Below are 26,341 nucleotides of genomic sequence, written 5' to 3'. Positions count from 1 at the left end.
GGTGGGGAGCATGAGTGTAAAAACGGAAACGGCAGACGGGTTAATTCTTAGGCCCGGCAAAGCCTTGAAACGGCAAAAAAAGCCCAATGAGATCTCCGGGATCTCCAACCTGCTCATAAATATATTCTTCTGGATCTACTCAGCACTCTGTATCATACCGCTCCTGCTGGTCATCATTGTATCGTTCTCGAATGAGGACGCCGTCCTCCGTAATGGATACAGCTTCTTCCCGAAGCAATGGGATACATCATCCTATGAGTTCCTATTGAAGGATTACAAGCAGATTCTTGATGCAGCAGCGGTTTCTTTATTCGTTACAGTGGCTGGAACGATTTTGAGCCTGCTTATTATGGCGCTGTATGCTTATCCAATTTCAAGAAGCGATTTTCCGCACAAAAATTTCTTCGCCTTCTTCATGTTTTTCACGATGCTGTTTAACGGGGGGCTGGTGCCATGGTATCTGGTCTATACACGGATGGTACATCTCAAGGATACGTTGTGGATCCTGATTATGCCGCTGCTGGTTTCTGCATTCTTTGTCATGCTGCTTCGAACGTTCTTTGCGAACACGATACCACCGGCACTAATTGAATCAGCTAAAATTGACGGCGCTTCCGAATTGCGGATATTTATCCGGATCATCCTGCCATTGTCGTTGCCTGTCCTTGCTACAGTGGGGCTGTTTCAGACTTTGGCCTATTGGAATGACTGGTATCTCAGTCTGATCTTTATATCTCCGGATGGACATGTCAATCTGCAGTACCTCATGTATAAAACAATGCTGAACGTGCAGTTTCTGACGGCAAGCCCGCAGGCAATGGCGGCGCTCGCAGCACAGGGTGTAGAGATTAAGCTGCCTACAGAAACGGTGCGGATGGCAATGGCTGTTATAGGGATTGGCCCGATCGTGTTCGTCTACTCCTTCTTCCAGAAGTATTTCATCCAAGGGCTTACCGTTGGTGCCGTCAAGGGCTGACCCTGCAACTTGTTCCGGTTTTACCCGGCCGATTTCCGGCACTGCCGTTAAAGCGGCCGGTCCAGCATAAACAAAATAATTGGGGAGGTTATGTTTCAGATGAAGGTTGCGCGAAAAGGCTCCATAGTACTGTTAATGCTCATGGTTGTTTTCACACTTGGTTTATCTGGTTGTGGGGGGAATAACGGCAACAACGCCAATAAAGATTCGGCGTCCCAGAAGCCTGCTGAAAATGCAAGCGCTGTCAAGACGGAGGCTAGCGCTGATCCGACGGCGGACCCGGCAAAGGAGCTTAAGCCTTACATTGTGAAGTTAATTTATGTTGGCGCTCCGCAAAAGGATGAAGTGATGGTAGAGGAAGCCATCAACAAGATTCTGGAGCCGAAGATTAATGCGAAGCTGGACATTGCTCCGATTGACTGGGGGCAATGGGACAGTGAGACGAATCTCAAGATTGCCAGCCAGGAGAAATTCGATCTGATCTTTACGGCGCAATGGAGATATTATGTTACCAACGCTGCCAAGGGTGCTTACCTTCCGCTGAATGATGATGGTGGACAGAGTGGCAATCTGCTGAAGGATTACGGCCAAGGCATACTGGATACCCTTGATCCGCAGTTCCTTAAGGGTTCAGCGATCAACGGTGTGAACTATGCGGTTCCTACAAATAAGGAGTTGGCAGCACAGGGAGGGATAGTCTACCGGTCGGATATTGCGGATGATCTTGGAATTGATATGGCGAATGTGAAATCCATTCAGGATCTGGATGCTGTACTTAAGGTAGTCAAAGATAAGAGACCGGATATTACTCCGCTTTATTTTAAACAGGGAGAAACGTTCAATTCTCAGTACATGGCACAGTATGATACACTCGGCGATGCAGCGATTCCCGGCATCCTGCTGAAGGATAGCCAGGATACCAAGATTACTTCGATGATTGAACTTGACCGCTACAAGGAGATTGTCAAGCTCACCCGCGAATACATGAAGAAAGGGTACATCAATGCCGATGCAGCGATTGCTACGACCTCAACCCAGGATGCGATGAAAGCAGGCAATGTCTTTATGACTGTGCAATCGCTTAAACCGGGAAAAGACAGCGAACTTGCAAATGCTACGGGTCTGGTAGGCAAGTTGAAGCAGATTGCCTTCAATGAGCCGACGATTTCCACAAGCGATGCTGCCGGGTCCATGCTGGCTATCTCGGCCTCGTCCGGCGACCCGGCCCGGGCCATGATGGTGCTGAACCTCCTGCACACGGATAAAGAGATCAACAATTTGCTGGTTTTCGGAGTAAAGGGTGTTCATTATGATGTCGTCAGCGGAGATACGATCAAGGCATCGGCTAAATCCGGTGACTATAATACAGCTGCCGCCTGGATGCTGGGCAGCCAATTCCTGAATCCCGTCTGGGAAAGCGAAGCTCCTGACAAATGGGAGCAGTTTAAGGCTTTCAATTCCCAGGGAAAGTCCACTGTGGCGCTTGGCTTCAACTTTGATGCTTCACAGATGAAGACAGAGGTAGCTGCCTGCAAAGCGGTTATGGATGAGTTCGATACCAGCCTGGATACCGGCTCCGTTGACCCGGATACCGTACTGACGAAATATGCCGAGAAGCTGAAGAAGGCGGGAGTCGAAAAGATTATTGCCGAGAAGCAGAACCAGCTGGATGCCTTTTTAGCAGCGCAGAAATAAAATACTGTTACGGATCAGTTGGATTTACACTATAAGAGGCTTTCTCCGGCAGTTTGATTCCGCTGGAGAAAGCCTCTTTGCCGGTCCGGGAGCTGCTAGCGGAACCCGGCATCAATCTTCTTCGCATTCTGGACAGCATAGGTCCAGGCAGTGTCAGGGTCAAGCTCACGAAGCTCGACACGGGTCAGGAATTCCAGCATGTTTTCTTCAATTGCGGTATGGTGCGGGCCGTAATAGGTTGGCTTGATGCGCAAGGCGGACTCGGAATAGATCAGCCCCGGCTGGGCGTTGCCGAAATAAGGATCAAGCTGATCCTTAATCTCCGGCGCTTCATAAATTTCCGGTGTCGAAGGGAAATTTCCCTGCGCTTTGAAGACGGCAAGCTGTTGCTGGGGGGAGGTCAGCCACTTAATCAGAGCGAAGGCTTCTTCGGGATGTTTGCCGCTCTTCGGCAAGGTCAGCACAGAGCCTCCCCGGTTGGCGCTATTTCCTGGAATCAGCGTCATATTCCACAGGCCGCTGGCCGTGGGCGCGCTACTCTTGATATGTCCGACCATCCAGGCCGGGCAGAGCATAACGGCAAAATCCCCGGTTAGCAGCTCTATTCCCCACTGCTGCGTATCTATGGCTGTATGTGCAGAAAGATCAAGCCGGTGAGCCTCGATCGCATACTCCCAGGCCCGCTTAATCTGCGGGTTGTCCTCAACCAGCAATTCTCCGGAAGGACTGTAATATTGCAGCGGAGATTGGCGCTGAATGGCCAGATACAGATCCTCCAGATTGTTGACGAAGGCTTTACCCGTCTTTTCTTTGATGATTTTGCCTGTCTCAATAAATTGCTCCCAGGTTCCAATTCTCTCAGCCACTGCCTCCGCTGTGTTCGGAAGTCCGGCAATCGAAAAAATATCCTGACGGTATAACAGGGCGTAGGGGCCAATATCCGTTGGCAGGCCGTAGATAAAAGTTCCATTCAGTGCTTCCTGCCACTTCCACGCCAGAAACTGCTTCTCCAGCTCTGCTGCACCATATTGACTCAAATCATAGAAATATTCGGGAAATTGCTTAAACTGATCCAGGTAGCTGATATCAATAGAAGCAATATCCGGGGAGCTGTAGCCCGCAGCAAATGAAGTCTGCAGCTTGAGGGGGAGCTGGGTGAAGGTAGATATCTGGATATGTATATCAAGCTCCGGATGCAGCGCCTGATATTGTCCGATCAGCGGCTCCAGACCCGATCCCGGTATAAGCCAAATATTCAGCTCAACCGGCGGGTCCGGCTCAACAAAACCTTCCTGCTCGGATGCGATGCGGCATCCTCCGGTAGATACAAGCAGTCCCAAGGCCAGAAGGAAGGCCGGCAGTTTGAAGGCCGGTGTTATAGGGTTTGCAGACAAGAAGTCCCACCTCAACTTTATTTATTGTGCTTCTGGTAATCCTGTGGCGTCACACCCATTGTTTTTTTGAAGATAAGGCTGAAATAGGCAGGGTCTCTGAATCCGACAAGATCGCTGACTTCATAAACCTTCAAGGTGACATCTTCCAGCAGCTCTGTTGCTTTCTGGATGCGGAGCCGGGTCAGGAAGCTGGAGAAGCATTCACCCATATCCTCCTTAAAAATGCGGCCCAGGTAGGTGGGATTCATGTAAAGCTCATCAGCAATCATCTTCAGGGTGAGATTCTCCTGCAGTCTTGATCTCATCGCCTCGGTCATCAGGGAGATGATTCTGCGTTTGGCTTTTACCTGCAGCTGTTCCTCCAACTGTGCGGAAGATGAGCTCCGGCTGCCGTCGCTGCGGGAAATATCAGGTGAGGCATTCTCTTTCTTAACCTGCCGCAAGGCTTCGAGGCTCTCACGGTAAGCAGGTGCAATTTCTTCCAGCGTCCGGTGAAACTTGGATATTCCAGCCCCAAATGAATATTTCAGCAGGTTCTTCAGCTTCTCCAGCCCTTTCAGAGCCAACGCTTCATTCATGTTCTCAAGATCTTCGGATTCCTGTGCATAGAACAGCAGGAAGATCGCTTCCTGCTCATCCTGAATCCCAACCGTGTAGGTATGCTGGTTGAACAACTCCTCGAGTATATTGATTGCTGCTGAATACATCGCCTGCTCTGACCAGCTTTGCGGGAGGGCATTCCCGCGGAGCGATATTGTGACGACAACCAGCGAATGGAAGGAGGGGAGGAGATTAGTTTCAAAAAAAGGCAGCGGCAGTCCGTAAAGCAGGTCGGACAGCAGCTTTTTCTGCAAGTGCTTATTACGCAGCAGCTGCAGCTGTTCCTGCTGCTTCTTTAGCTGCAGCCGTTCAGATGTTGCCGATACAACGCCCAGAATGCTTTCTACCGAATTTGGTTTCACAAGATACTCTCTTACCCCATAGCGGATCGCCTGACGGGCGTATGTGAAATCCTGGTAGCCGGTTAAGAGTACCGTCTCAGTATCGGGATAACCTTCGTGAATATGTCTGGCGAGCTCCAAGCCATCCATTCCCGGCATGCGGATATCCGAGATCACGAGATCAACCGCATGCTCCTGCAAGATGCGGACAGCTTCAATTCCGTTTTCTGCCGAGCTTACCTTGCTGGAGGGTGAATCCTCGCTTTCCAGCAGCTCTAACAAGGAGCGGCGGACAAAACTTTCATCATCGACGATTAGCACATGCATTTACGTGCTTCCCCCTTTGTGGTCCTGATCATATTGCAGTGGAACAGTCACCCTGACAAGCAGACCGCCCAATTCACTTTCTGACAGCTTGAGACCATACTCCTGGCCATAAATCAATTTAATGCGGTTATGCAGATTGGAGAGCCCGATCCCGGTATGCAGCAGATTTACCGGGCTGTTATTCTCTGTGGAGAGCGCTTCTATCATCCGCTCCCCGGTCATTCCTTCTCCATTGTCTTCTACGGTAATGACTAAAGACGAGCCTTCACTGTAGACCAGCACCCGTATCAGCCAATAATCGCGGACTGCAGGCTCCAGGCCATGGGTGATGGCATTCTCAATTAGAGGCTGAAGGGTAAGCTTCATAATCTGGCAAAGCCTGACCTCTGGAATCACGGTGAGCTCAACCCGGAGCTTCTCTTCATAACGCAATTTCTGCAGATAAATAAAGCGGTCAAGCTGCTGCAGGTCTTCCTCGACCGTGACGAATTCAGATCCCCGGTCGATGCTGTAGCGGAGCAGATCGCTTAACGCCAGCACCATCTGTGCTTCTTCACGCAGCCGTTTGCCGGCCAGAGACCAATAGATGGTGTTCAATGTGTTGTAGAGAAAATGAGGCCGGAATTGTGCCTTAAGGGCTACGATCTGCGCCTGCTTCTCACTGATCCGCTTATCTGCAAGATCGGCGATGGTATGATCCAGGTTCTGAAGCATGGAATTATAGCTTGAATAGAGAATATCCATTTCCTTGTTCATCGTTCTTTTCAAAAGCGGCAGCGTCGTTCCCCGTTCTACCTTATTCAGCTTGAAAGCCAGGATTCGGATGGGCCTCGACAGCGTCCATGAAAAAAAGAAAGTGAAGAGCAAGGCAGCTGCGATGCCGAACAAGCCGATAAGCAGGATATTCCGCCGGATGGTGTTCAAATCTTTAACCGCTTCCTTAGCATCTATATAGGCATAGACACTCCACTGGTTGTAGGCAGAGTGGGCGTACGAGATAAACATATTCCGTGAGGCTACTTTCTGCTGGATGACTTGCGCTTTCCCGCTGCTGAATTTCTCGACCATTCCGCTGTCCATGTACATCCCGATGTCCTTCGGATCAGTCGAATAGACGATGGTATTGAATGAATCGGAGATCTGAATCTTCTCGTGGGGGCCGAGCTGAAACTGGTTGACCGCATTGTCTATAACTGCTACTGGAAGAACAAGGAACAGGGTTCCCAGCGGCTGCAGATCATCATAGTTAATGATTTGGCGTGCGCCCATCAGTACCGGAATGTTGCCGTTCTGCCAGACATCGGCGCCGAACCAGACCATCTTCCCCCGGTTCTCTCCGATTGCCGGATACCAGTAGGCGCTGTGAATTTCCTGTTCCCGCTCCCAAAGCACCTTAAGTGAGCTGGTATTGGAGTAAACCTGTCTATCGTATAGACTGAAAAGCTTAAGCTGCACGTCGTAATTAATGGAACGCGTATGCTGGTCAATGAAATGGTTAATTTCCCGTCCATCTGTCCGCGGTCTGCGGTTGCCTGCGACATCTTTAAGGTTATTCTGGATGACAGGACTGAGCATAATCGTGGAGGATAATCTGTCATGGTCCAGCAGGATGGCGTCCATCTTGCCCTGAAGCTGCTTGACCGATTCCAGAAGGTACTGATTGGAGCGGCTCTGTACAGCTTCTGAGGAGGAGCGGTAGGACCAAAAAATGGTGACAGCAACAATGGCGATAATGATAAGCGAGAAGCCGGAAATCAGTTGGGTCAGAATCGAACTTTTCTTGGACAAAGGCATCACCTGCTGCGTTGATTCTATAATGCAATCATTGTAGCAAAGGTAAATAAAGGAGAATATAACAAAACGCAGCAACCTCGGTTTTTTTATAAAAAAATCATATTTTTACAGGTTGAAAATGGATTTTGATCTTTCTTTACATTTAATGAAACTTTTAAGGGCTTACTGCGTCTAATACTATGTTTTGTAAAAAGCATGTGGCAAAATTTTGCCTGCCGTCCTTTCGGGGCGTCATGCGTTTTTGCGGGGAATATAAGGATTACAGAGAGAGAACTGCAGGCCTTATATACTACAACTGGGAGTAGAAGGAGTCATATCATGAATCTTAAGAAATTATCATTAGCTGCTGTATTGGCCATCACACAGATTGCCGCAGCAGTGCCGGCTTTCGCCGCACCCGTCAGCACCACTTCGACGAGTAACGTGAGTACCGCGGAGGCAACACCAACACCGTCAGCATCATCTGTACCTCTATCTACTGACCCGTTGTCAGGCGGATTGTTGGACGGTGCAGCTTCACCGACCCCGTCTGCAGAGCCTACGGCAACACCGCTGCCGCCAGCAACGGTTACCGATCAAACGTACATGCAGACGAACAGTATGGATGCACAGATGCTCTCCGCCACAGGAGATGATCAGCTGGTGCTGATGTTGAACAGCAACAAAATGTACGTAAACGGTGTGTTATATTTGGCCAATCAGCCGATGGCAGTCAAGAACGGCGTATCCTACGTCTCTATCCGGGCGATGGTGGAACGTGTAGGACTGCAGGTTACTTATGATTCCAAGGCTAAGGAAACCGTAGTTACAAAAGGCAGCGATGTAATGCGCTTTAAGCTGAACAGCAAAACCTATACAGTCAATGGCAAGAAGTCCACAATGAAGGGTGCAACCTACCAGTACAAAGGAACGTTTATGATTCCTTTAACCTCCATTACATCGGCACTGAAATTAAATTATGTATTGGATACTGTTCAGAAACGTGTAATTCTTACACTTTCCACAAAGCCTAAGGCTTCTTTTACCGTTCAGCCTACTGAAATTTATGCTGGTCAAACCATGGTCAACTTTGTGACCTCCAGCAGTTCACCGAATGGAACACCTATCGTTAGTGATCTATGGGGTGGAGACAAGCGGGACTACTATGATGAACCCGGTATTTATACCGTTACCTATTCCGTTGTAGATGCCAATGGACGCACGAGTGATCCGTACACTGCGACCATCAATGTTCTGAAGCCGAATGAAGCCCCGGTGGCAAATTTCGTCACAGACAAGGAACAGTACAAAATGGGTGAACCAATCACTTATACGGATAACAGCAGTGATCCAGACGGCGACACGATTACAGTAACATGGACCAATAAAGCCCAGGCGTTCTTTACACCCGGTGCAACAGTCATCAGCCTGACTGCTACGGATTCCCATGGGGCCGTCAATACGTTTGAGAAAACAATTATTATTACGGAAGAACAACTTTACAATGAAGAGGATTTTAACCGCCTGTTCGCAGTACCCGGTACAGCATTCAAATTTGACGGCTCTCCGGTCCCTACTTGGCCGAATCTAAAATACAACACGTCTTCCGAGCCGTTTACCCTGATCCGCAGCAACAGCCCGGAAACGGTGTTCAGCGAGGGTGTTCTGTACCGTGAAACGGCTACAGGTGCAACACGTTTTCTGATTCACCATAAGAATAATTTGTCGATCAACACCAAGGTATATGTGATTGCCACAAATGACAATATGTATCCTGTGACAATTACAACCCAATATTCCGGATTTGGTGGTCCTAGCTCATTTGCAGAGCTAACCGGACAGAAATCTGTAACACGGTACTGGGAATCGATGCTGAACGGCAGCTCGTACAAGCAAACGGTAATCCAGCCAGGACAAAGCGTATCGATTCTTACAGAACTGAATACTATAGCCATGAAGCCAAATGATAACGTCTCGATGCAGGCTGATCTGTACAGTGATTTAGCGGTTACCTATTCCGTGATGATGATTGATGCGAATAAAGAGCCGATTTCTTCACTGCCTTTAACGCCTATCTTGCCGCGTGACGGAGTGCATAATCGGGGTACCTATCCGGATTCTACTCGTCTCATTAACGTTTCGGATTTGGTGGGAACTACTCCAGCCAGACTCGTGATCGGCGACAATAACAATGATCCGAACTTGCTCGGCCTCGATGCCCTGACAGGCCTCCAGGAAACGAACCTGGGGAACTTCGGTGTTCTGTACAAAATCAGGCTGGAGCGGGTAGCGGCCAATACGCTGATTACCTTTAACCCGCGTGGAGGAAACTATATGGGCACCGTTCTTGTTAACGGCAATCAAGTCGTGCAGGTGCCAAACGAGAAAAGTCTGGGAAGTTCCGATTTGAACAGCGTTGTGTACCGGACCGGTGATTATGAAGGTCCAGTAGAGATCCAGTTTACTCCGGCTTCCGGCAGTAACTTGTCAATTAACTTCCTGTTCACACCACTTCCTCCGAAGAAATAAACAGGGAAGTACTTAAGTAATACTGGAAAGCCCGGCAACGGACATTCCAATTTACAAACCCGGCTGCTGCTTCCGTCAAGGAAGGGCAGCCTTTTTTTGTGTCAAATACAGGGGCATTAGGTCTCAAGTCTTCCAGCAAGCGAGTCTTGGGTGGACCGCTTCATTGACGGGGCTTTTGTTTTGGGGCATTATAAAGAGAGTGCAATACAAATGACCTATGTTATGGGAGATGAGCGAATGCTGTCGACAGAACAAATACTGGAAGCCATGTCGGGGCAGGGACTGCGAATCACCGATCAGCGCAAAACGCTTGCCAAGTTATTCGGCGAGAATACGGGATATTTGTCGGCGAAGGATGTTTATGAGCATATGGGCCGCAAGTACAGCGGGCTCAGCTTTGATACAGTTTACCGCAACCTGCGTGTCATGGAGGAACTGGGTGTGCTGGAGCAGGTGGTCTTTGAGGATGGCGTCAAGTTCAAAGGCAGCTGCAATCAGGATCATCACCATCACCATATGATTTGCCTTCAATGCATGAAGACTTACCCGATTCATTTCTGCCCGATGAATTTAACGGATACACCGGATCAGTTCCGGGTGGTCAAGCATAAATTTGAGGTGTTCGGTTACTGCAAGGATTGTGAACAGAACCGTGAAGAAGAGACGGCACTTGCGGCGCACGGCAAAGAAGGGCACTGATTATGCCTATTATACGCAGAACGATCCAGGCCCCAATCCGCGTGTACCGCAAATTTATTTCGCCGCTTAAACCGGCGACCTGCCGCTTTTATCCGACTTGCTCAGCCTACGCGCTGGAAGCAATCGAAATCCATGGCCCGCTCAAGGGTTCGTGGCTTGCCGCGAAGCGTATTGGCAAATGCCATCCCTTCCATCCCGGGGGACTGGACCCGGTACCGCCGCGCAAAGAACACTCTACCGGGGACGAAGCGGCTCCCACGACTTGACATGATGCCTGCATTTTGGGTATATTTTGGATAATAACATCAATTTCCGAGGAACGGATGAGTAGATCGGGACGACCATTACAGAGAGCCGGGAACAGCTGGGAGCCGGTATGGTACGCAGGATTGAATATGGTCCGGGAGGAACTGTCTTCGAGCTGAGCCGGGTTGTCGCGGCTTAAGTAAGATAACAGCGTGTTCCAGCGTTAATGGACAGTTCCGCAAAGGAACTGGCGAAGCCTGTGTTCTGTGAAGAACCAGGGAACTTTGGGTGGTATCGCGTGAGTATACTCTCGCCCCATAAAGGGGCGGGAGTTTTTTGTGTTTATTGTGTTTGCCAAGACGAAAGGATGACATGAAATGAGCGATAAGAAAACTTTTTACCTGACTACACCGATTTATTATCCGAGTGACAAGCTGCATATCGGGCATGCTTACTCTACGGTAGCTGGAGATGCTATGGCCCGCTACAAGCGCTTGCGCGGCTATGAGGTCCGTTATCTTACCGGTACGGATGAACATGGGCAGAAGATCGAACGAAAGGCTGCTGAAGCCGGCAAGACCCCTCAGCAGTTCGTTGACGATATTGTCGTCGGCATTAAGGATCTGTGGCGCAAGCTGGATATTTCCAACGATGATTTCATCCGCACGACGGAAGAACGGCACAAGAAAGTGGTGCAGGATATCTTTGACCGCCTGCTGAAGCAGGGCGACATCTACAAAGGTGAATATGAAGGCTGGTACAGCATTCCGGATGAAACCTTCTACACCGAAACTCAGCTGGTGGATATCGAGCGGGACGCAAACGGTGCCATCACCGGCGGTAAAAGCCCGGACAGCGGCCACCCTGTCGAATTGGTCAAGGAAGCAAGCTATTTCTTCCGCATGAGCAAGTATGCTGACCGTCTGCTGAAGTATTATGAAGAGAATCCGGAGTTTATCCTGCCGGAATCACGCAAGAACGAAATGATCAACAATTTCATCAAGCCCGGGCTGGAGGACCTTGCGGTCTCCCGTACAACCTTTGATTGGGGCGTTAAGGTCAAGGGCGACGAGAAGCATGTCGTGTATGTATGGATTGATGCATTGACGAACTATATCACAGCGCTTGGCTATGGCTCCGAGGACCGCAGCTTGTATGACAAGTTCTGGCCTGCGGATGTGCACATTGTCGGCAAGGAAATTGTGCGCTTCCATACGATCTACTGGCCGATCATCCTGATGGCGCTAGGCGAGCCGCTTCCAAAGAAAGTATTCGCACACGGCTGGCTGCTGATGAAAGACGGCAAAATGTCCAAATCCAAGGGCAATGTAGTGGATCCGGTTACACTGATCGACCGCTACGGATTGGACGCGCTACGTTACTATCTGCTGCGTGAAGTGGCATTTGGCTCGGATGGCACCTTTACGCCTGAAAGCTTTGTAGACCGGATCAACTATGATCTGGCCAATGACCTCGGGAATCTGCTGAACCGGACCGGGGCGATGGTGGAGAAATATTTTGGCGGCGAACTCCCGGCTTACGAAGGCAAGGTAACGGCGTTCGACAGCGAGCTTGAAGCGGCTGCGGGCAGCACCTATGCCAAAGTTGAAGAAGCGATGGAAAAAATGGAGTTCTCCGTGGCGCTTACAGCGATCGGGGCATTCATCAGCCGTACGAATAAATACATTGATGAGACCCAGCCTTGGGTGCTCGCGAAGGATGAGAGCAGAACCGGTGAGCTGGCTTCCGTAATGAGACATCTCGTGGAGGGCCTGCGCACCGCTTCGATTCTTTTGCAGCCGTTCCTGACCAGCGCCCCGGCGAAGATCTGGGAGCAGCTTGGTATTCAGCCGGGTGAGCTGACAGCTTGGGACAGCGGCAAAACCTTCGGCCTCATTCCAGCCGGAACGAAGCTGGCCAAAGGCGATCCAATCTTCCCGCGCCTCGATGTTGCTGTAGAGGTTGCCTTTATCGCCGAGGCGATGGGTGCCGGCAAACCGGCGGCAGCAGAAGCAGAACCTGCACCTGCAAGCGCTGAAAGCGGCGCAGCAGCTGAGCCGGAGGAAGAGCATAAGGAAGAAATCGGTATCGACGATTTTGCCAAAGCCGAGCTGCGCGTGGCCCAGGTCATTGCCGCTGAGCCGGTGAAGAAGGCAGACAAGCTGCTGAAGCTGCAGCTTGATCTTGGTTATGAGCAGCGCCAGGTTGTGTCCGGGATTGCCAAGTTCTACACTCCAGAGGAGCTGGTGGGACAAAAGGTAATCTGCATCGTCAACCTGAAGCCGGTGAAGCTGCGCGGCGAGTTGTCGCAAGGCATGATCCTGGCCGCCTCCAAAGGCGACAAGCTGACGATCGCAACCGTACCGGACAGCATGCCGAACGGTGCAATTGTGAAGTAAACAGGCTGTACCAGAACAAATAACGGGTCCAAATGGGCAAATTCAATTGACCCGCCAAACGAATGCAAGGGAACGCACGCAAGCCAGCAATGGCTGCGGTGTTCCTTTTTGTTATGGATACAAGGGATACACGAAGCTTTGAAGCTGTTATTGACTCTGGCAGCAGAACGTTCGAGAGAACATGAGAGTTGACTTATCGTAACCATTACTATTATAATTCTCATAGTAAAATTTACGATTTAAGGAGTCGATAGCAATTATGTCTTTAACAAAACCACACAGAGGGCTGCTGCTGGTGCTTGCTCTGCTGGTAATCCTAACACTTGCGGCCTGCGGTCCCAAGAGCAGCGGGAGTATCGTTGAGGGTAAAGTGAATGTAGTCACTACTTTTTATCCTATATATGAATTTGCCAAAGAAATTGGCGGGGAAGATGCCAATGTCATCAATCTGCTTCCGGTTGGTGTGGAGCCTCATGATTGGACCCCGCGCAGCCAGGATATCATCAATACTTCCAAAGCCCAGCTGTTTCTGTACAATGGTGCCGGACTTGAGGGCTGGGTGCCGAACTTCCTCAAAAGCCTCAACAGCGACAGTAAAGCCAAAGCTGTTGAAGTCAGCAAAGGCGTCGATTATATTATGACAGATGAAGAAGACGGGCATGATCATGGAGGCGAGGAACATGCGCATGAAGGTGAGGAGCATGCGGATGAAGAGCATTCCGAAGAAACAGGCACCGACAGCCTGCATACAGATCCCCATACCTGGGTAAGTCCAAAATCCGCGCTTGTGATGGCTGAGAACATTAAAGAGAGCCTTCAGTCTGTCGATCCTGAGCATGAATCCGGTTATGAGGAACGTTATAATAAGCTTGCAGAGCGCTTGCAGGCGCTGGACAGTAAGTTTACGACAGAGCTTGCCAAGCTGCCGAATAAAGAAATCGTCGTGTCCCACCAGGCGTTTGCTTATCTCGCGCGTGATTATGGCTTGAAACAACATGCCATCATGGGCTTGTCCCCGGATGCGGAACCACGCGGGCAGGATTTGCTGGATTTGGCGGCTTTGGTAAAAGAGGAAGGCATCCGTTATATCTTCTTCGAGGAACTGGTTTCCGACAAGCTGGCCAAAACTCTGGCTGGTGAAGCCGGCGTGGAGACTATGGTGCTAAATCCGGTTGAGGGACTTACCACCGAACAGGACAAGAATGGAGACAACTATTTCACATTAATGGAAAAAAATTTGCAAAATCTAATTCTGGCTTTACAATAGTAAGGAAAGTATAAGTGAAAGGCGGTACTTCACAATGCAATCGGTATCCTTGGACTGCCATCAGCATATGATCGAGATACAGGATCTTTCCTTCTCTTACGGAGAGCAGAAGGTGATTTCCAATCTGAATTACACCGTTAAGGAACGGGACTTCCTGGGAATTATCGGTTCCAACGGCGCTGGCAAAACAACCTTGCTGAAGATGATCGTCGGGCTCCTGCCCGCAACCAGCGGGGATATTAAATTATTCGGCCAGTCTGTCCGCAAGTTTAAGGATTGGGAGCGCATCGGATATGTCCCGCAAAAAAATGCTTTCAACCCCTTGTTTCCGGCGACGGTCCGTGAAGTCGTGCTGTCCGGCTTGTACAACAATAAGAATCTGATCCGCAGAGTGTCCAAAGCGCAGCAGCGGCAGTGTGAGGACGCCCTTGAGGTAATGCGGATTCAGGATATCGCTGAGAAAAGAGTTGGCCAGCTGTCCGGCGGTCAACAGCAGCGTGTATTCCTGGCCCGTGCGCTGATCAACCATCCGGATTTGCTCATTTTGGACGAACCTACCGTCGGTATTGATGCCGAAACGCAAGCCGGGTTTTTCGATCTCATTATGCATATGCACGCCCATCATCATATGACTTTCCTGATGGTGTCGCATGACATCGACATGATCAAAAATTATCTGGGGCAGGAGCCGGTTCAGAAAAACGGCAAAATCAATTTCTACTGCCGCCACTCTCATGACGTCCAGGATTGCGCCGTGGAGAACCTGCAGCATACACTTACCTGATCCGGGGCTGCCACATAATACACTTAATACTCCAAACCAGTCGCTGACATACAAAATAGCTGCAGTAAATTCAATAATGCCGGATACTGTACCGTTAACCATCAGTCTGCCGCATCAGCAACTCAACCAGAAACTAACTTTAACAAGAAAACGCCTGATTTGGCATCTATGTACGGACTAATAACTTGATCTGCTGCATTATGTGCAGCAGAATAGCTACATATTTACTAGTTTTTATATTCTGATGTATTTCCTACACTAGAATTCAGTGAACGCACCATTATTCAGCCATATTGCTGCATTCTGCTGCACATAATGCAACAGAATTCCATATCAGCGCCAAAAGTGAGCAATCTATTGTATCATCTGCAGTAGATTGCTCTTCTCCGCTGAAACAAGCCGGTTTTACCGTTGGTCATCCATTGTACAACATAGGATGACCAGGTTTTTGATCTTAGCCTTTGATCTTAGCCTTTGATCTTAGCCTTTGATCTTAGCCTTTGATCTTAGCCTTTGATCTTAGCCTTTGATCTTAGCCTTTGATCTTAGCCTTTGATCTTAGCCTTTGATCTTAGCCTTTGATCTTAGCCTTTGATCTTAGCCTTTGATCTTAGCCTTTGATCTTAGCCTTTGATCTTAGCCTTTGATCTTAGCCTTTGATCTTAGCCTTTGATCTTAGCCTTTGATCTTAGCCTTTGATCTAGCCTTTGATCTTAGCCTTTGATCTTAGCCTTTGATCTTAGCCTTTGATCTTAGCCTTTGATCTTAGCCTTTGATCTAGCCTTTGATCTAGCCTTTAATCTTAGCCTTTGATCTTAGCCTTTATTCAGTACCCAGATCCCGCACCGGTAAAGCGTATCCCGTAAGGGAGGAAAAGCGTTTTTTCCTCCGCTGTTACAAGATACCGCAATACACCTCTCCCACGCCAGTTGCACTTAAGCGGGTGTCCAGAGGGCAGAGCCCTTGGGGCCCTCCCTTGGAAGGGAGGGTTTGGGAGGGTTCGAAATTGTTTCAGACGAGGAGAATATATCTTGGAAATTCTATTCAGTGACTTTTTTCAGCGGGCGCTTGCGGGCGGGCTGATGATCGGCATTACCGCGCCGCTTATAGGCGTTTTTCTTGTGCTCAGACGATTGTCGATGATCGGAGACACGTTGGCCCATGTGACCATCGCAGGTGTGGCGCTTGGCTTTCTAACCGGGTTTTATCCGCTGGGGGCAGGTCTGATTTTTGCGGTGGTGGCCTCCTTTGCCATCGAAAAGCTGCGCAAGGCGTACAAGAGCTATGCTGAGCTGTCCATCGCGATTATTATGTCAGGTGGGGTAGCGCTGGCTTCACTCTTTTTCACCTTGGGCAAAGGGTATAATGCGGATGTGATGAGCTATCTGTTCGGGAGTATCTATACGCTCAATAATACAGATCTGATCGTAGTGGGTATCGTGACGGTTGCCGTAGTTGTAGTTGTGACGCTGTTTTTCAAGGAGTTTTTTCTGCTCAGCTTTGAGGAGGATGCGGCGAGTGTCAGCGGCCTGCCTGTGAAGCTGCTCAACATGCTCATTACGGTGCTTACGGCGCTTGTGATCAGTACGGCCATTAAGATTGTCGGTTCGCTGCTCGTGTCTGCGCTGCTGACGATTCCGGTGGCGATCAGTCTGCTGCTGTCACGCAGCTTCAAGTCTTCGGTTGTATTGTCGGTTATCATTGCCGAGATTGCTGTTGTGGGAGGTCTGGTAGTTGCGGGGGTGTGGAATCTGGCGCCTGGGGCAACAATCGTCTTGCTGCTAATTGCCCTGCTGACCCTGACGCTAATCGGCAAAAAAGGATTGCCCACGTAAGGATGTAACTAGCAAAGTGACCCTGAACCCGGAAGGAGAGCTGCCGCTTTGTCGAACCTGAATGCAGGAATTGCTTTTGCCGCTGGTGTGGCATCGTTTATATCGCCTTGCTGTCTGCCGCTTTACCCTTCGTACTTATCTTATATTACCGGGTTGTCCGTGCAGCAGCTGAAGAGCGGCAGTAACAGCAAAGAGGTGCGTTTCCGCACCCTGTCGCATACGCTGGCTTTTATCCTGGGGTTTTCAGTGGTCTTTTATACGCTCGGCTTTGGGGCCGGGCTGTTCGGGCAATTTTTCAACGGGCAGCGTGATCTGATCCGTCAATTGTCGGCTATCCTAATCATTGTGATGGGACTGTTCCTGCTGGGGATTTTTCAGCCACAGTTTCTGCTGCGGGAACGCAAGCTTGATCTGAAATGGAAACCGGCGGGTTACGCCGGCTCCTTTATTTTTGGCATCGGCTTTTCCGCAGGCTGGTCACCTTGCATCGGGCCGATTCTGACGGCAATCATCGCGCTGTCTGCCAGTGATCCGGGAACTTGGTTTACGATGATTACCGCATACAGTATCGGCTTCGCCTTGCCGTTTTTTGCACTGGCTTTCTTCCTGGGCGGGGCGAGAAAAATTCTTAAGTATTCCAATGTGCTGATGAAGATCGGCGGCGCACTAATGGTCTTAATGGGGGTTTTGCTGTTTACGGATCAAATGTTCCGGATAACGATCTGGCTGCAGGGAGTCACACCGGACTGGCTGATCTTCTAGCTTAGGTAAAATAATCAATTCCCGCTTCCGGGAAATGTTCAAAAATCCGCTCTGTGATGAACTCCCGCAGGGCGGTTTGCTGTTCGTCGGGGTACACATATTTATTTTGGCCCCAGCGGCCCCATTTCTTTTTGCGCTTTTCAATATCCATCTCCAGCTTTGATTTGGGGTAACGTTTCTCGATCACGGTTTTGGCTGTTTTGGTGAAACGGTGCTGAATCATCTCAAAAGTCAATCCTTTGCCCACATCCGGCGGAAGGGTTTTGGCCAGTTTCTCCAGCAGTTCCGCATAGCCTTCTTCCCAGCCGTCATGCCAGATAATCGGTGCGATGATAAAGCCCAGCGGATATCCGGCCCGGGCTACTTTTCCCGCAGCCTCAATCCGCTCCTCAAACCGCGAAGTAGCGGGCTCGAAGTTCTTGATGACATAGTCGGCATTCACACTGAAACGGATTCGTGTATGGCCGTTATGCTTCAGTTGAAGCAGCGGCTCAACATGCTGGTATTTGGTTACGAAACGCAGCCGACCGAGCGGCTCTGCAGCCATGAAGCTGATCAGCTCCGTCAGGGAGCCGGTAATATGCTCCAACCCGAGCGGATCGGAAGTACAGGCAGCTTCAAACGTAGTGATTTCCGGAGCGCGCTCTTCGATATATTTTTTAGCGGCCTCGATGACGTCCCCGGTGTTCACATAGACACGGATATAGGGCTTGGCCCCCAGCGTGGTTTGCAAATAACAATAATGGCAATGTCCCATGCAGCCGGTGGCAATTGGAATCGCATAATCCGCGGACGGCTTGGACTGGTCAAAGGTCAACGTTTTGCGCAGGCCGACCACTAGTGTTCTTTTGGCGATTTTGTATTGCTCAACCTCGGTTTCGCCGGGCAGGTTCGTAATACGGTTATGCGAGGTTGTCATGCGGTAGGGGATGTTCTGGGCTTTGACCCATTCCATAATCCGAACTCCTTTGGGATAATTAAGTGAATCCGGCTCGAAAAAAACCAGCTCTGGAATGAAAAGACCGGTCGGCTTTTTCTGTCTTTTTACCGCGGGACGTTCGGGCGTTACTACAGTCATGGGTTCACGCTCCTTAGGGATGAGGATATCGTTATTGTGCCGATTAAGGATGGAATAAAATCATGGTAAACATCGCTATGCTGGGCAACAAGGGGCCGGAGGACTTGCCAAAGAGCGGCAGAAACATGTATCATTGTTAGAGCAAGGTTGGCCCCCGCGCCACGCTCATTATAGAAAAGAGGTAAACTTGAATGCCAACACCCAGCATGGAGGATTATTTGGAGCGCATATACAAGCTCATCGACGAGAAAGGATATGCGCGGGTTTCGGATATTGCCGAGGGACTGGAAGTACACCCCTCCTCTGTAACCAAGATGATCCAAAAACTGGATAAGGACGACTATCTCATCTATGAGAAATATCGTGGGCTTGTCCTAACGAGCAAAGGTAAAAAAGTAGGAAAACGTCTCGTTGACCGTCATCAGCTGCTGGAGGAATTTCTTGGCCTGATCGGAGTACAGCAGGAGCATATTTATAAGGATGTGGAAGGCATCGAACATCATTTGAGCTGGGATTCTATCACGCGGATTGAAACGCTGGTGGAATATTTCCGGCGCGATGAAGCACGTCTCCAGACCTTATACGATATTCACCATGAGCTGGTCAGCGATTCTTAAACGAAGCAGATTTTTCTTGCTTTGCGCAACTTTTCCAGTTTTTTTACGTCAAAACGGGTAACGTTCTTTTTTTCTATGACCCCGTTTCCAAAGCAAACGGCCGTCTCCCTTATTTAAGGACGAGAGGGCCGTTTCTTTTTGTTTATACACATTTCAGAATGTAAACCTGGGAGGAATTATGAATTACCGTAAATGGATTGTAGGATTGCTGGTTTTTGTCTTGTGCCTGTCTGTAGGGTTACCCGGTGTCCGTGCGGCAGCGGTGCCTATTACGATTGAGCTGGATGGGGAACTACTAAGCAGTGATGTGCCGCCGTACATTACCGCTTCCAACGTAACACTGGTGCCTGTCGCTGTAGTCAGCAGGGGACTTGGCGCGACAGTGGATTGGAACCAGAGCAGCAAGACGGCCACGATCAGCAAAGGGAACACTGTGCTGAAGCTGACCAGCGGCAGCACAACGGCCCTCGTGGACGGAGCTTTTATCAGCCTTGAAACATCGGTTCAGAGCCGGCAGGGCCGGGTGATGGTGCCGCTTCGTTTTGTAGGCGAACAGCTCGGGCTACAGGTGGCCTGGAACAAGGCAGCAAATAATATCGCCCTATACTCGAATACCGAAATTATCAGTCCTGTGACCCCGTCGGTTCCAGCTACACCGGCAACGCCTGCGGTGCCAACACCTACCGTGCCAACGCCAACGGTGCCGAAGCCAACCGTTCCTGAAATCCCGTCCATTCCGGGAGCAAAAACAGGCAAGGCGATGAAAGGGGCCTGGATCTCCACCGTATTTAATCTGGATTGGCCGTCGACCTCATCGGCAAACAATGCCGACAAACAGAAGAAAGAGTTCAACACCATGCTGGACAAGCTGCAGGCCACCGGCTACAACGCCGTATTTGTACAGGTCAGACCGTCAGGGGACAGCCTGTATCCTTCGGTGCTTGTTCCCTGGTCCAAGGTGTTAACCGGAACGCAGGGGAAAAATCCCGGTTATGATCCGCTGGAGTACATGGTTAGCAGCACACACGAGCGCGGCATGGAGTTTCATGCCTGGTTCAACCCGTTCCGTGCAACCACGGATGCCAGCACTTCAAGCCTTGCCAGCAATCATGTGGCCAAGGCCCATCCGGAGTGGATTGTAAAAGCAGAGAACAAGCTGTACATCAATCCGGGAATTCCTGAGGCGCGCCAGCATATTATCGACACGGTGATGGAGGTTGTCAAAGGCTACGACATTGATGGTGTGCATTTGGATGACTACTTTTATCCCTCCGGCTCTTTCGCCGATGACACGGCGTTCAATACATATAACGCCAAGGCTATCTCGAGTAAAGAGGATTGGCGGCGGGACAACATCAATGAATTTATCCGCCAGCTAGGCCAGGAGATTCATAGCGCCAAGTCTGATGTTTCTTACGGTGTCAGCCCGTTTGGCGTGTGGCGCAACAAGAAGGCCGACAGTACCGGCTCCGACACAACGGCAGGCGTATCGGCCTATGATAACATGTATGCGGATACCCGGACATGGATTAAAAACGGCTGGATCGATTATATTGCACCGCAGATTTACTGGAGTTTATCCTTCTCCGCAGCCCGCTATGACAAGCTTGTAGACTGGTGGGTAAATGAAGTTAAGGGTACCGGAGTGAAGCTGTACATTGGCCAGGCAGCTTATAAGGTTGGAGCAAGTGATCAGAAGGCCGAATGGCAGAGCGGCGAGCAAATCATCAACCAGCTCAAATATAACGAACAGTACGATGAGGTTGCCGGAAGCATTATGTTCCGTGCGAATGATATCGTCGTGCGTGATCCGTTCGGACTCTCCAGCTTATTGACGTTCTATTTCAAATCCTGATGAATTGCCGGCAATTGCAATCATAAGAAGTCATGAAACTTCCCCCGTGCTCATAGATAAGCAATAGGATCTATGGAACGGGGGTAAACTCTGTATGGAGATTAATGCTGTGTTTGAAGGCGGTGGGGTAAAGGGAATATCGCTCGCGGGAGCTGTGGAGGCGACGGAACATGCGGGCCGCACCTTTCGTAAAGTAGCCGGAACCTCCTCGGGTTCCATTATCGCCTCGATGCTGGCTGCAGGTTATAACGGTGAAGCCATGAGCCGGATTATAAAAGGAACTTCTTTTTCTTCTTTTTTGAAACGGGGAGCGTTGTACAACACAGCTTTCGTAGGCCCTGCGCTGCGGCTGATGATTAAAAAAGGCCTGTACTCAGGAGAGGCGCTGGAATCCTGGATCCGCGGCATTTTGCGGGAGAAAGGCATTGTTACCTTCAGTGATTTACCGCGCGGAAAGCTGTCCATCATTACTTCGGATATCTCGAACGGACGAATTGTTGTCCTTCCGGACGGACTGGAGGAATACGGCATAACCCCAGGCGGGTTTGAAGTCGCCAAGGCAGTCCGCATGAGCTGCAGCATTCCTTATTTTTTCGACCCGGTTATGCTGCGTTTAAGCGGGCAGGCTGCCCGGGGGAAGTCATTCACTGAACAATTCGTTTATTTCGTGGACGGAGGACTGCTCAGCAATTTTCCGTTATGGCTGTTCGATGAGAAACAAGCAGGCTTTAAAAGTCCGGGGCACAACATCCCTACAGTCGGCTATCAGCTGATCGGGAGAACGGATCCCCAGCCTCACCGGATCACCGGTCCATTCAGTATGCTGCAGGCGCTGGTTGGGACCATGCTGTCGGCCCATGATGAACGTTATATCGAAACCGAGAAACTTGTGCGGACGGTCAAAATTCCGACACTGGGGATTTCTACAACTAGTTTTCATATTTCCCCGGTGCAGGGTGATGATCTGTACGCAGCTGGATATAAGGCAGGGGAGGAATTCTTCAAAAACTGGAGGCCGCCCGTTCACAGGCTCACCCAGTGAGTCTCAATAGGGGACTCGCTCCCCGAGGGTCCCCATCTGGTATTAAAAAAGGCATCCCACACGTCAGTTATGCAACGTGGAGCTGCCTTTTTGAAAAGATAAGAATTTATATGTTTCACGCTATAAATTATCCTTCTATTTCTCGCTGAAACGGATACCGTCCTTTTGAGGACGGCAAAGCCGTTTCCACTTGTGCTTACAGTTTTCTGCTTGAGCAGCAAGAACCTGTTAATGATATTTTGGAAGCTGATCGTCGCTTTTACCCTTGCTGCCCTCGATAACCTGGAACGGATAGCTTTTGCGTTTGCCGGGAGCGGTTTGGGCTTTGCGTACCCCTGCCACTTTAGACATGGTTTTCTGTGAAGGCTTTACTTTTGTGCGCGGTCTGCCGGGAGTCCGTGTTTTTCCAGCCGGTGTCATCTTGTAGCCATAATAGAGGAGACCGAATAACACCAAAGGAAAAATGAATACCGACAACGTTCCGAATACATCGCTCAACATTCCTGTAACGAGACCCAGTACCGCGAGCGATACCGAAATCCAAAAAATCAAAGCATGCCTCATAGGCCACTCATCCTTTCGCAGGATCCAATATGCCGCCTGACACTCTCACTTCTGAATATTCCCCTGCTTCAATTGCGGCATCAAGCTCCCGCATCCGGTTGAACGAGGCGATGGAGACTTCCACCATATCATCCTTAGGTTCCTTAGTGGTGAGCAGCTGCAGCCACAGCCCCGGATAACCTAAATACTTGAGACCCGGAATGTCGCGTACAGCGTTGGTGCCCTTCAGCACTTCAAACGATACGCCAATGACGACAGGAAGGAGAATAATCCGCTGCAGTACACGCTGTGTAAGGTTATCCCAAGGGACAACGGAGTAAATGATCACACCCAGTACAATGGTCAGCATCATAAAGCTGCTTCCACAACGGTAATGCAGGCGGCTGTACTTCTGTACATTCTGAACAGTCAATTCCTCACCGGCTTCAAAAGCGCTGATGACCTTATGCTCGGCTCCGTGATACTGGAACAACCGCTTGACCACCGGGGTCTGTGAGATTGCCCATAAATAAACGAGCAGAAGAACCAGTTTAATTGCACCTTCTACGAGGTTGTGCAGAACATAGTTATCAAATGCATTGCCGAATAAAAAATCTTCAACGAATACCGGCACCAGTGTAAATATTACCTTACCGAAGAGAAAGGAGAGAATACCCATAACCGCCACGCCAAAAATCATGCCGAGGCTCCAGCCCTCATCCTTCTTCTTTTCTTTTTCTTTCTGCTGCTTGGCAAGCTCTTCCGGCTCTGTTTCATCCTCGGCATACGATTCCGCTGAGTAATTCAGATGTTTGGAGCCTTTGGCGCTGGAATCTATAATACTGACAATGCCGCGAAGCAGCGGAATCTTGCGCAGTTTAACGACCCAGCTCTTATCGCTTCTCGGCACCTCCAAAAATGTGATTTCCTGATTCTTCCTTCTTACGGCTGTTACGTTGATATGCTTGCCGCCGAACATGACGCCTTCAATAACGGCTTGGCCGCCGTAACTTGGAGTTTCTTGGGACAACCAATTCACCTTCCCATGTATTAATATGATTTATATAATACATTGTAACTAATTTATGCCCACATTGCTAGTTGGATTGCCTTTTCCTGTGCATACTAGCATTTAGAGAGCGGAGGGGCCGAAGGGCAACCCATATATTGAAAGTGAGGCAGTAAGATGAATAATGCAGGCAAGCAAAAATCGCAGCATACGAACCCTTTTTATTTTGCCATTGAACTGGGCTTTTTTGCCGGAATAATCTGGGGAGGGATCCGCTGGCTGATGTATGCTTTTCATTTCACCAAGGTTCTTCCGGGTTTTTTGGCCGAGCCTTTCTTTAAACATGAATTTCTGATGACAGCGGCCGGGCATTTGGCCGGGTACCTGTCTTTTATCGTGTTCTCGGTAGCAGCATCACTCTTTTATGTGCTGATCTTCCGCAAGCTGAAGGGTCCCTGGCCGGGGATGATTTACGGTGTTCTGTGCTGGTCCGCGCTCTTTCTTGCCGGGTCGTGGCAATTTCTGATGCAGCCTCCGTTCAGGTTGCCTTGGAACTCTGTAATCAGTGAATTTTGCATCTTTTTACTCTGGGGTTTGTTCATCGGCTATACCGCGGCGATCGAGTATACGGATGAGCGGAAACGCGAGCAGCAGACAAGCCTGGCTTAATGGCCCGAAAAAACTTCTCAAGGGCATGACCCTATGTTAAAATACAATGTGGCTATTTCGAGAGGAGAATGAAAATGGGCAACGGGCGCGTCTCCAAGCTGCGTACGGTTTTGCAGGAACAAGGATTGGATGCGATGTTAATAACCAGCGGCTTCAACCGCCGCTATTTGAGCGGATTTACCGGCTCTTCCGGTTATGTACTGGTGACCGGTGATGACAGTTATCTGCTGACCGACTTTAGGTACATGACACAGGCTGCAGAGCAGGTGAACGGACTTAAAGTGGTTCAGCATGGTGCTAAATTCATTGACACTGTACGCGAACTGCTGTCGCAGGGCGGCAATATCCGTGTCGGCTTTGAACAGGATGATGTAACCTTCAGCGCTTACACCGCATATGCTGCGGCTCTGCAGCCGGCGGTACTGGTTCCAGTCTCCAAAGCGGTTGAGAACCTGCGCATGTTCAAGGACAAGGAAGAGCTGGCCGTCATGCAGCGGGCAGCGGATCTGGCGGATGCAACATTCAGCCATATTCTGAATGTGATCAAGCCCGGCATGACCGAGCGGGATGTAGATCTGGAAATGGAATTCTACATGCGTACCCATGGCGCTACTTCTTCATCGTTTGACACCATTGTGGCTTCCGGTGAACGTTCGGCAATGCCTCATGGTGTGGCAAGCAGTAAGGTCATCCAGAACAACGAATTCGTAACCTTCGATTTCGGTGCGCTGCTGGACGGCTACTGTTCGGATGTGACCCGCACCATTGCGCTGGGAACTCCGGATCCGAAGCTGAAAGAAATCTATGATATTGTGCTTGAAGCGCAGCTGCACACGCTGGCTAACATCAAGCCGGGTATGACCGGACGGGAGTGCGACGCTTTGGCGCGTGACATTATTACCCGTTATGGCTATGGGGAATATTTCGGCCACAGCACAGGCCATGGCCTTGGCATGGAAGTCCATGAATGGCCGCGGTTGTCCAAGCTTGCCGATGAAATTATGCAGCCGGGTATGGTAGTAACCGTAGAGCCGGGCATTTATTTAGAAGGCCTCGGCGGTGTGCGCATTGAGGACGACATCGTGATTACAGACAGCGGTATTGCGCTGCTCACGCATTCGTCCAAAGATTATACGGTATTGTAAGGATCGCTTGAACAGGTAAATTATTGATTCCAGGAGGGATTTTTTGTGATTTCAGTTAACGATTTCAAAACAGGCTTGACCGTAGAGGTAGAAGGCGACATCTTTACCGTACTTGATTTCCAGCATGTTAAACCAGGTAAAGGTGCGGCATTTGTCCGCTCCAAACTGAAGAATCTGCGCAACGGCAACACTGTAGAACGTACATTCCGTGCAGGTGAAACTATTGGCCGGGCGATCATCGAGAACCGTGGTGTGCAATATCTGTATGCCAGCGGTGCGGACCATGTATTTATGGACAACGAAACTTATGATCAATTCGAATTGTCTGCCAAGCAATTGGAATGGGAGCTTAATTTCCTTAAGGAAAACATGACTGTGAACATCGTCAGCTACCAGGGCGAAATTCTCGGAATCAACCTGCCTACCAGCGTTGAGCTGAAGGTTGTAGAAACAGAGCCGGGCATCAAGGGTAACACGGCTCAGGGCGCTACTAAATTTGCTAAGGTAGAAACCGGATTGAACGTTCAGGTTCCTCTTTTCATTAATGAAAACGACGTACTTCTGATTGATACCCGCGAAGGTAAATACATCTCCCGCGCGTAAGATTTGTCCTGCCTTAACTTACATTTATACCAACCGGCCTCCCCCGCATCCTGCGGGGGAGGCTTTTGGCTATCCGGGTAAGGCAGTCTGGTAAATCACGGAAAGAAACGGAAATTGGGCGCTTTTTTTATGAAACCATTAACGCATGATATG

Annotated in this window: 22 protein-coding genes; 16 read left to right on the top strand and 6 right to left on the bottom strand. The window is 49.8% G+C overall.

Going from position 1 to position 26,341, the window contains the following annotated elements; genetic code table 11:
• Positions 1-10 precede the first annotated feature (10 nt).
• Positions 11-976 (top strand): carbohydrate ABC transporter permease, encoded by a 966-nt coding sequence (locus MHI45_RS07755; RefSeq protein ID WP_083675436.1) that lies wholly within the window; start codon positions 11-13, stop codon positions 974-976.
• A gap of 99 nt (positions 977-1,075) precedes the next feature.
• A complete protein-coding gene (locus MHI45_RS07750) occupies positions 1,076-2,671 on the top strand; it encodes an ABC transporter substrate-binding protein (RefSeq protein ID WP_076108865.1) in 1,596 nt (531 codons plus the stop codon).
• Positions 2,672-2,766: 95 nt separating this feature from the next.
• On the opposite strand, the gene MHI45_RS07745 is transcribed toward MHI45_RS07750, so the two are convergent.
• The 3 genes from MHI45_RS07745 to MHI45_RS07735 are packed head-to-tail and all read right to left on the bottom strand — an operon-like array spanning position 2,767 to position 7,121.
• Entirely contained in the window at positions 2,767-4,065 is a 1,299-nt protein-coding gene (locus tag MHI45_RS07745; protein WP_076108866.1) for an ABC transporter substrate-binding protein, read from the bottom strand.
• Positions 4,066-4,082: 17 nt separating this feature from the next.
• Entirely contained in the window at positions 4,083-5,333 is a 1,251-nt protein-coding gene (locus MHI45_RS07740) for a response regulator (protein ID WP_076108867.1), read from the bottom strand.
• The gene (locus tag MHI45_RS07735; RefSeq protein ID WP_076108868.1) at positions 5,334-7,121 is read right to left on the bottom strand and encodes a sensor histidine kinase; all 1,788 of its coding nucleotides are present in this window, start codon (positions 7,119-7,121) and stop codon (positions 5,334-5,336) included. It abuts the gene before it with no gap.
• A gap of 324 nt (positions 7,122-7,445) precedes the next feature.
• On the opposite strand from MHI45_RS07735, the gene MHI45_RS07730 reads away from it, so the two are divergent.
• The 8 genes from MHI45_RS07730 to MHI45_RS07695 all read left to right on the top strand — a co-directional run bounded on the left by MHI45_RS07730 (position 7,446) and on the right by MHI45_RS07695 (position 17,627).
• Positions 7,446-9,635: a copper amine oxidase N-terminal domain-containing protein gene (locus MHI45_RS07730; protein WP_341118940.1), complete on the top strand. Its 2,190-nt coding sequence runs from the start codon at positions 7,446-7,448 to the stop codon at positions 9,633-9,635.
• A gap of 237 nt (positions 9,636-9,872) precedes the next feature.
• Positions 9,873-10,334, top strand: coding sequence for a Fur family transcriptional regulator (locus MHI45_RS07725; protein WP_076109008.1), 462 nt, complete (start codon positions 9,873-9,875; stop codon positions 10,332-10,334).
• Positions 10,335-10,336: 2 nt separating this feature from the next.
• The gene (gene yidD / locus MHI45_RS07720) at positions 10,337-10,600 is read left to right on the top strand and encodes a membrane protein insertion efficiency factor YidD (RefSeq protein ID WP_076108870.1); all 264 of its coding nucleotides are present in this window, start codon (positions 10,337-10,339) and stop codon (positions 10,598-10,600) included.
• A gap of 357 nt (positions 10,601-10,957) precedes the next feature.
• Positions 10,958-12,979, top strand: coding sequence for a methionine--tRNA ligase (metG, locus tag MHI45_RS07715; RefSeq protein WP_076108871.1), 2,022 nt, complete (start codon positions 10,958-10,960; stop codon positions 12,977-12,979).
• Positions 12,980-13,238: 259 nt separating this feature from the next.
• Positions 13,239-14,246, top strand: coding sequence for a metal ABC transporter solute-binding protein, Zn/Mn family (locus MHI45_RS07710; protein ID WP_076108872.1), 1,008 nt, complete (start codon positions 13,239-13,241; stop codon positions 14,244-14,246).
• Positions 14,247-14,280: 34 nt separating this feature from the next.
• On the top strand, positions 14,281-15,030 hold the full coding sequence (locus MHI45_RS07705; protein ID WP_076108873.1) for a metal ABC transporter ATP-binding protein: 750 nt from the start codon (positions 14,281-14,283) through the stop codon (positions 15,028-15,030).
• Between the two features lie 1,031 nt (positions 15,031-16,061).
• Positions 16,062-16,865 (top strand): metal ABC transporter permease, encoded by an 804-nt coding sequence (locus MHI45_RS07700; RefSeq protein ID WP_076108874.1) that lies wholly within the window; start codon positions 16,062-16,064, stop codon positions 16,863-16,865.
• Positions 16,866-16,913: 48 nt separating this feature from the next.
• Entirely contained in the window at positions 16,914-17,627 is a 714-nt protein-coding gene (locus tag MHI45_RS07695; protein WP_038594949.1) for a cytochrome c biogenesis CcdA family protein, read from the top strand.
• 1 nt (position 17,628) lies between these two features.
• Here the strand turns inward: MHI45_RS07695 and splB are convergent, their stop codons facing one another.
• Positions 17,629-18,705, bottom strand: coding sequence for a spore photoproduct lyase (gene splB, locus MHI45_RS07690; RefSeq protein ID WP_341118939.1), 1,077 nt, complete (start codon positions 18,703-18,705; stop codon positions 17,629-17,631).
• Positions 18,706-18,896: 191 nt separating this feature from the next.
• On the opposite strand from splB, the gene mntR reads away from it, so the two are divergent.
• The 3 genes from mntR to MHI45_RS07675 all read left to right on the top strand — a co-directional run bounded on the left by mntR (position 18,897) and on the right by MHI45_RS07675 (position 22,219).
• Positions 18,897-19,322, top strand: coding sequence for a transcriptional regulator MntR (gene mntR / locus MHI45_RS07685; protein WP_038594947.1), 426 nt, complete (start codon positions 18,897-18,899; stop codon positions 19,320-19,322).
• Positions 19,323-19,500: 178 nt separating this feature from the next.
• Positions 19,501-21,177: a family 10 glycosylhydrolase gene (locus MHI45_RS07680; RefSeq protein WP_076108876.1), complete on the top strand. Its 1,677-nt coding sequence runs from the start codon at positions 19,501-19,503 to the stop codon at positions 21,175-21,177.
• A gap of 94 nt (positions 21,178-21,271) precedes the next feature.
• Positions 21,272-22,219, top strand: coding sequence for a patatin-like phospholipase family protein (locus MHI45_RS07675; protein WP_341118938.1), 948 nt, complete (start codon positions 21,272-21,274; stop codon positions 22,217-22,219).
• A gap of 228 nt (positions 22,220-22,447) precedes the next feature.
• On the opposite strand, the gene MHI45_RS07670 is transcribed toward MHI45_RS07675, so the two are convergent.
• The gene (locus tag MHI45_RS07670; protein WP_038594944.1) at positions 22,448-22,783 is read right to left on the bottom strand and encodes a hypothetical protein; all 336 of its coding nucleotides are present in this window, start codon (positions 22,781-22,783) and stop codon (positions 22,448-22,450) included.
• Between the two features lie 7 nt (positions 22,784-22,790).
• Complete coding sequence (locus tag MHI45_RS07665) at positions 22,791-23,741, bottom strand: DUF1385 domain-containing protein (RefSeq protein ID WP_144024220.1); 951 nt, start codon at positions 23,739-23,741, stop codon at positions 22,791-22,793.
• Positions 23,742-23,948: 207 nt separating this feature from the next.
• On the opposite strand from MHI45_RS07665, the gene MHI45_RS07660 reads away from it, so the two are divergent.
• The 3 genes from MHI45_RS07660 to efp all read left to right on the top strand — a co-directional run bounded on the left by MHI45_RS07660 (position 23,949) and on the right by efp (position 26,188).
• Entirely contained in the window at positions 23,949-24,440 is a 492-nt protein-coding gene (locus tag MHI45_RS07660; protein WP_340897292.1) for a YqhR family membrane protein, read from the top strand.
• A 74-nt stretch (positions 24,441-24,514) separates the two neighbouring features.
• Entirely contained in the window at positions 24,515-25,585 is a 1,071-nt protein-coding gene (locus tag MHI45_RS07655; protein WP_341118937.1) for a M24 family metallopeptidase, read from the top strand.
• 45 nt (positions 25,586-25,630) lie between these two features.
• Positions 25,631-26,188 (top strand): elongation factor P, encoded by a 558-nt coding sequence (gene efp / locus MHI45_RS07650; protein WP_076108880.1) that lies wholly within the window; start codon positions 25,631-25,633, stop codon positions 26,186-26,188.
• Positions 26,189-26,341: the final 153 nt, after the last annotated feature.

It is taken from the genome of Paenibacillus sp. FSL H3-0321 (assembly GCF_038002865.1).
Lineage (GTDB): Bacteria > Bacillota > Bacilli > Paenibacillales > Paenibacillaceae > Paenibacillus_AQ.
This window is presented reverse-complemented; position numbering and strand designations above follow the sequence as displayed.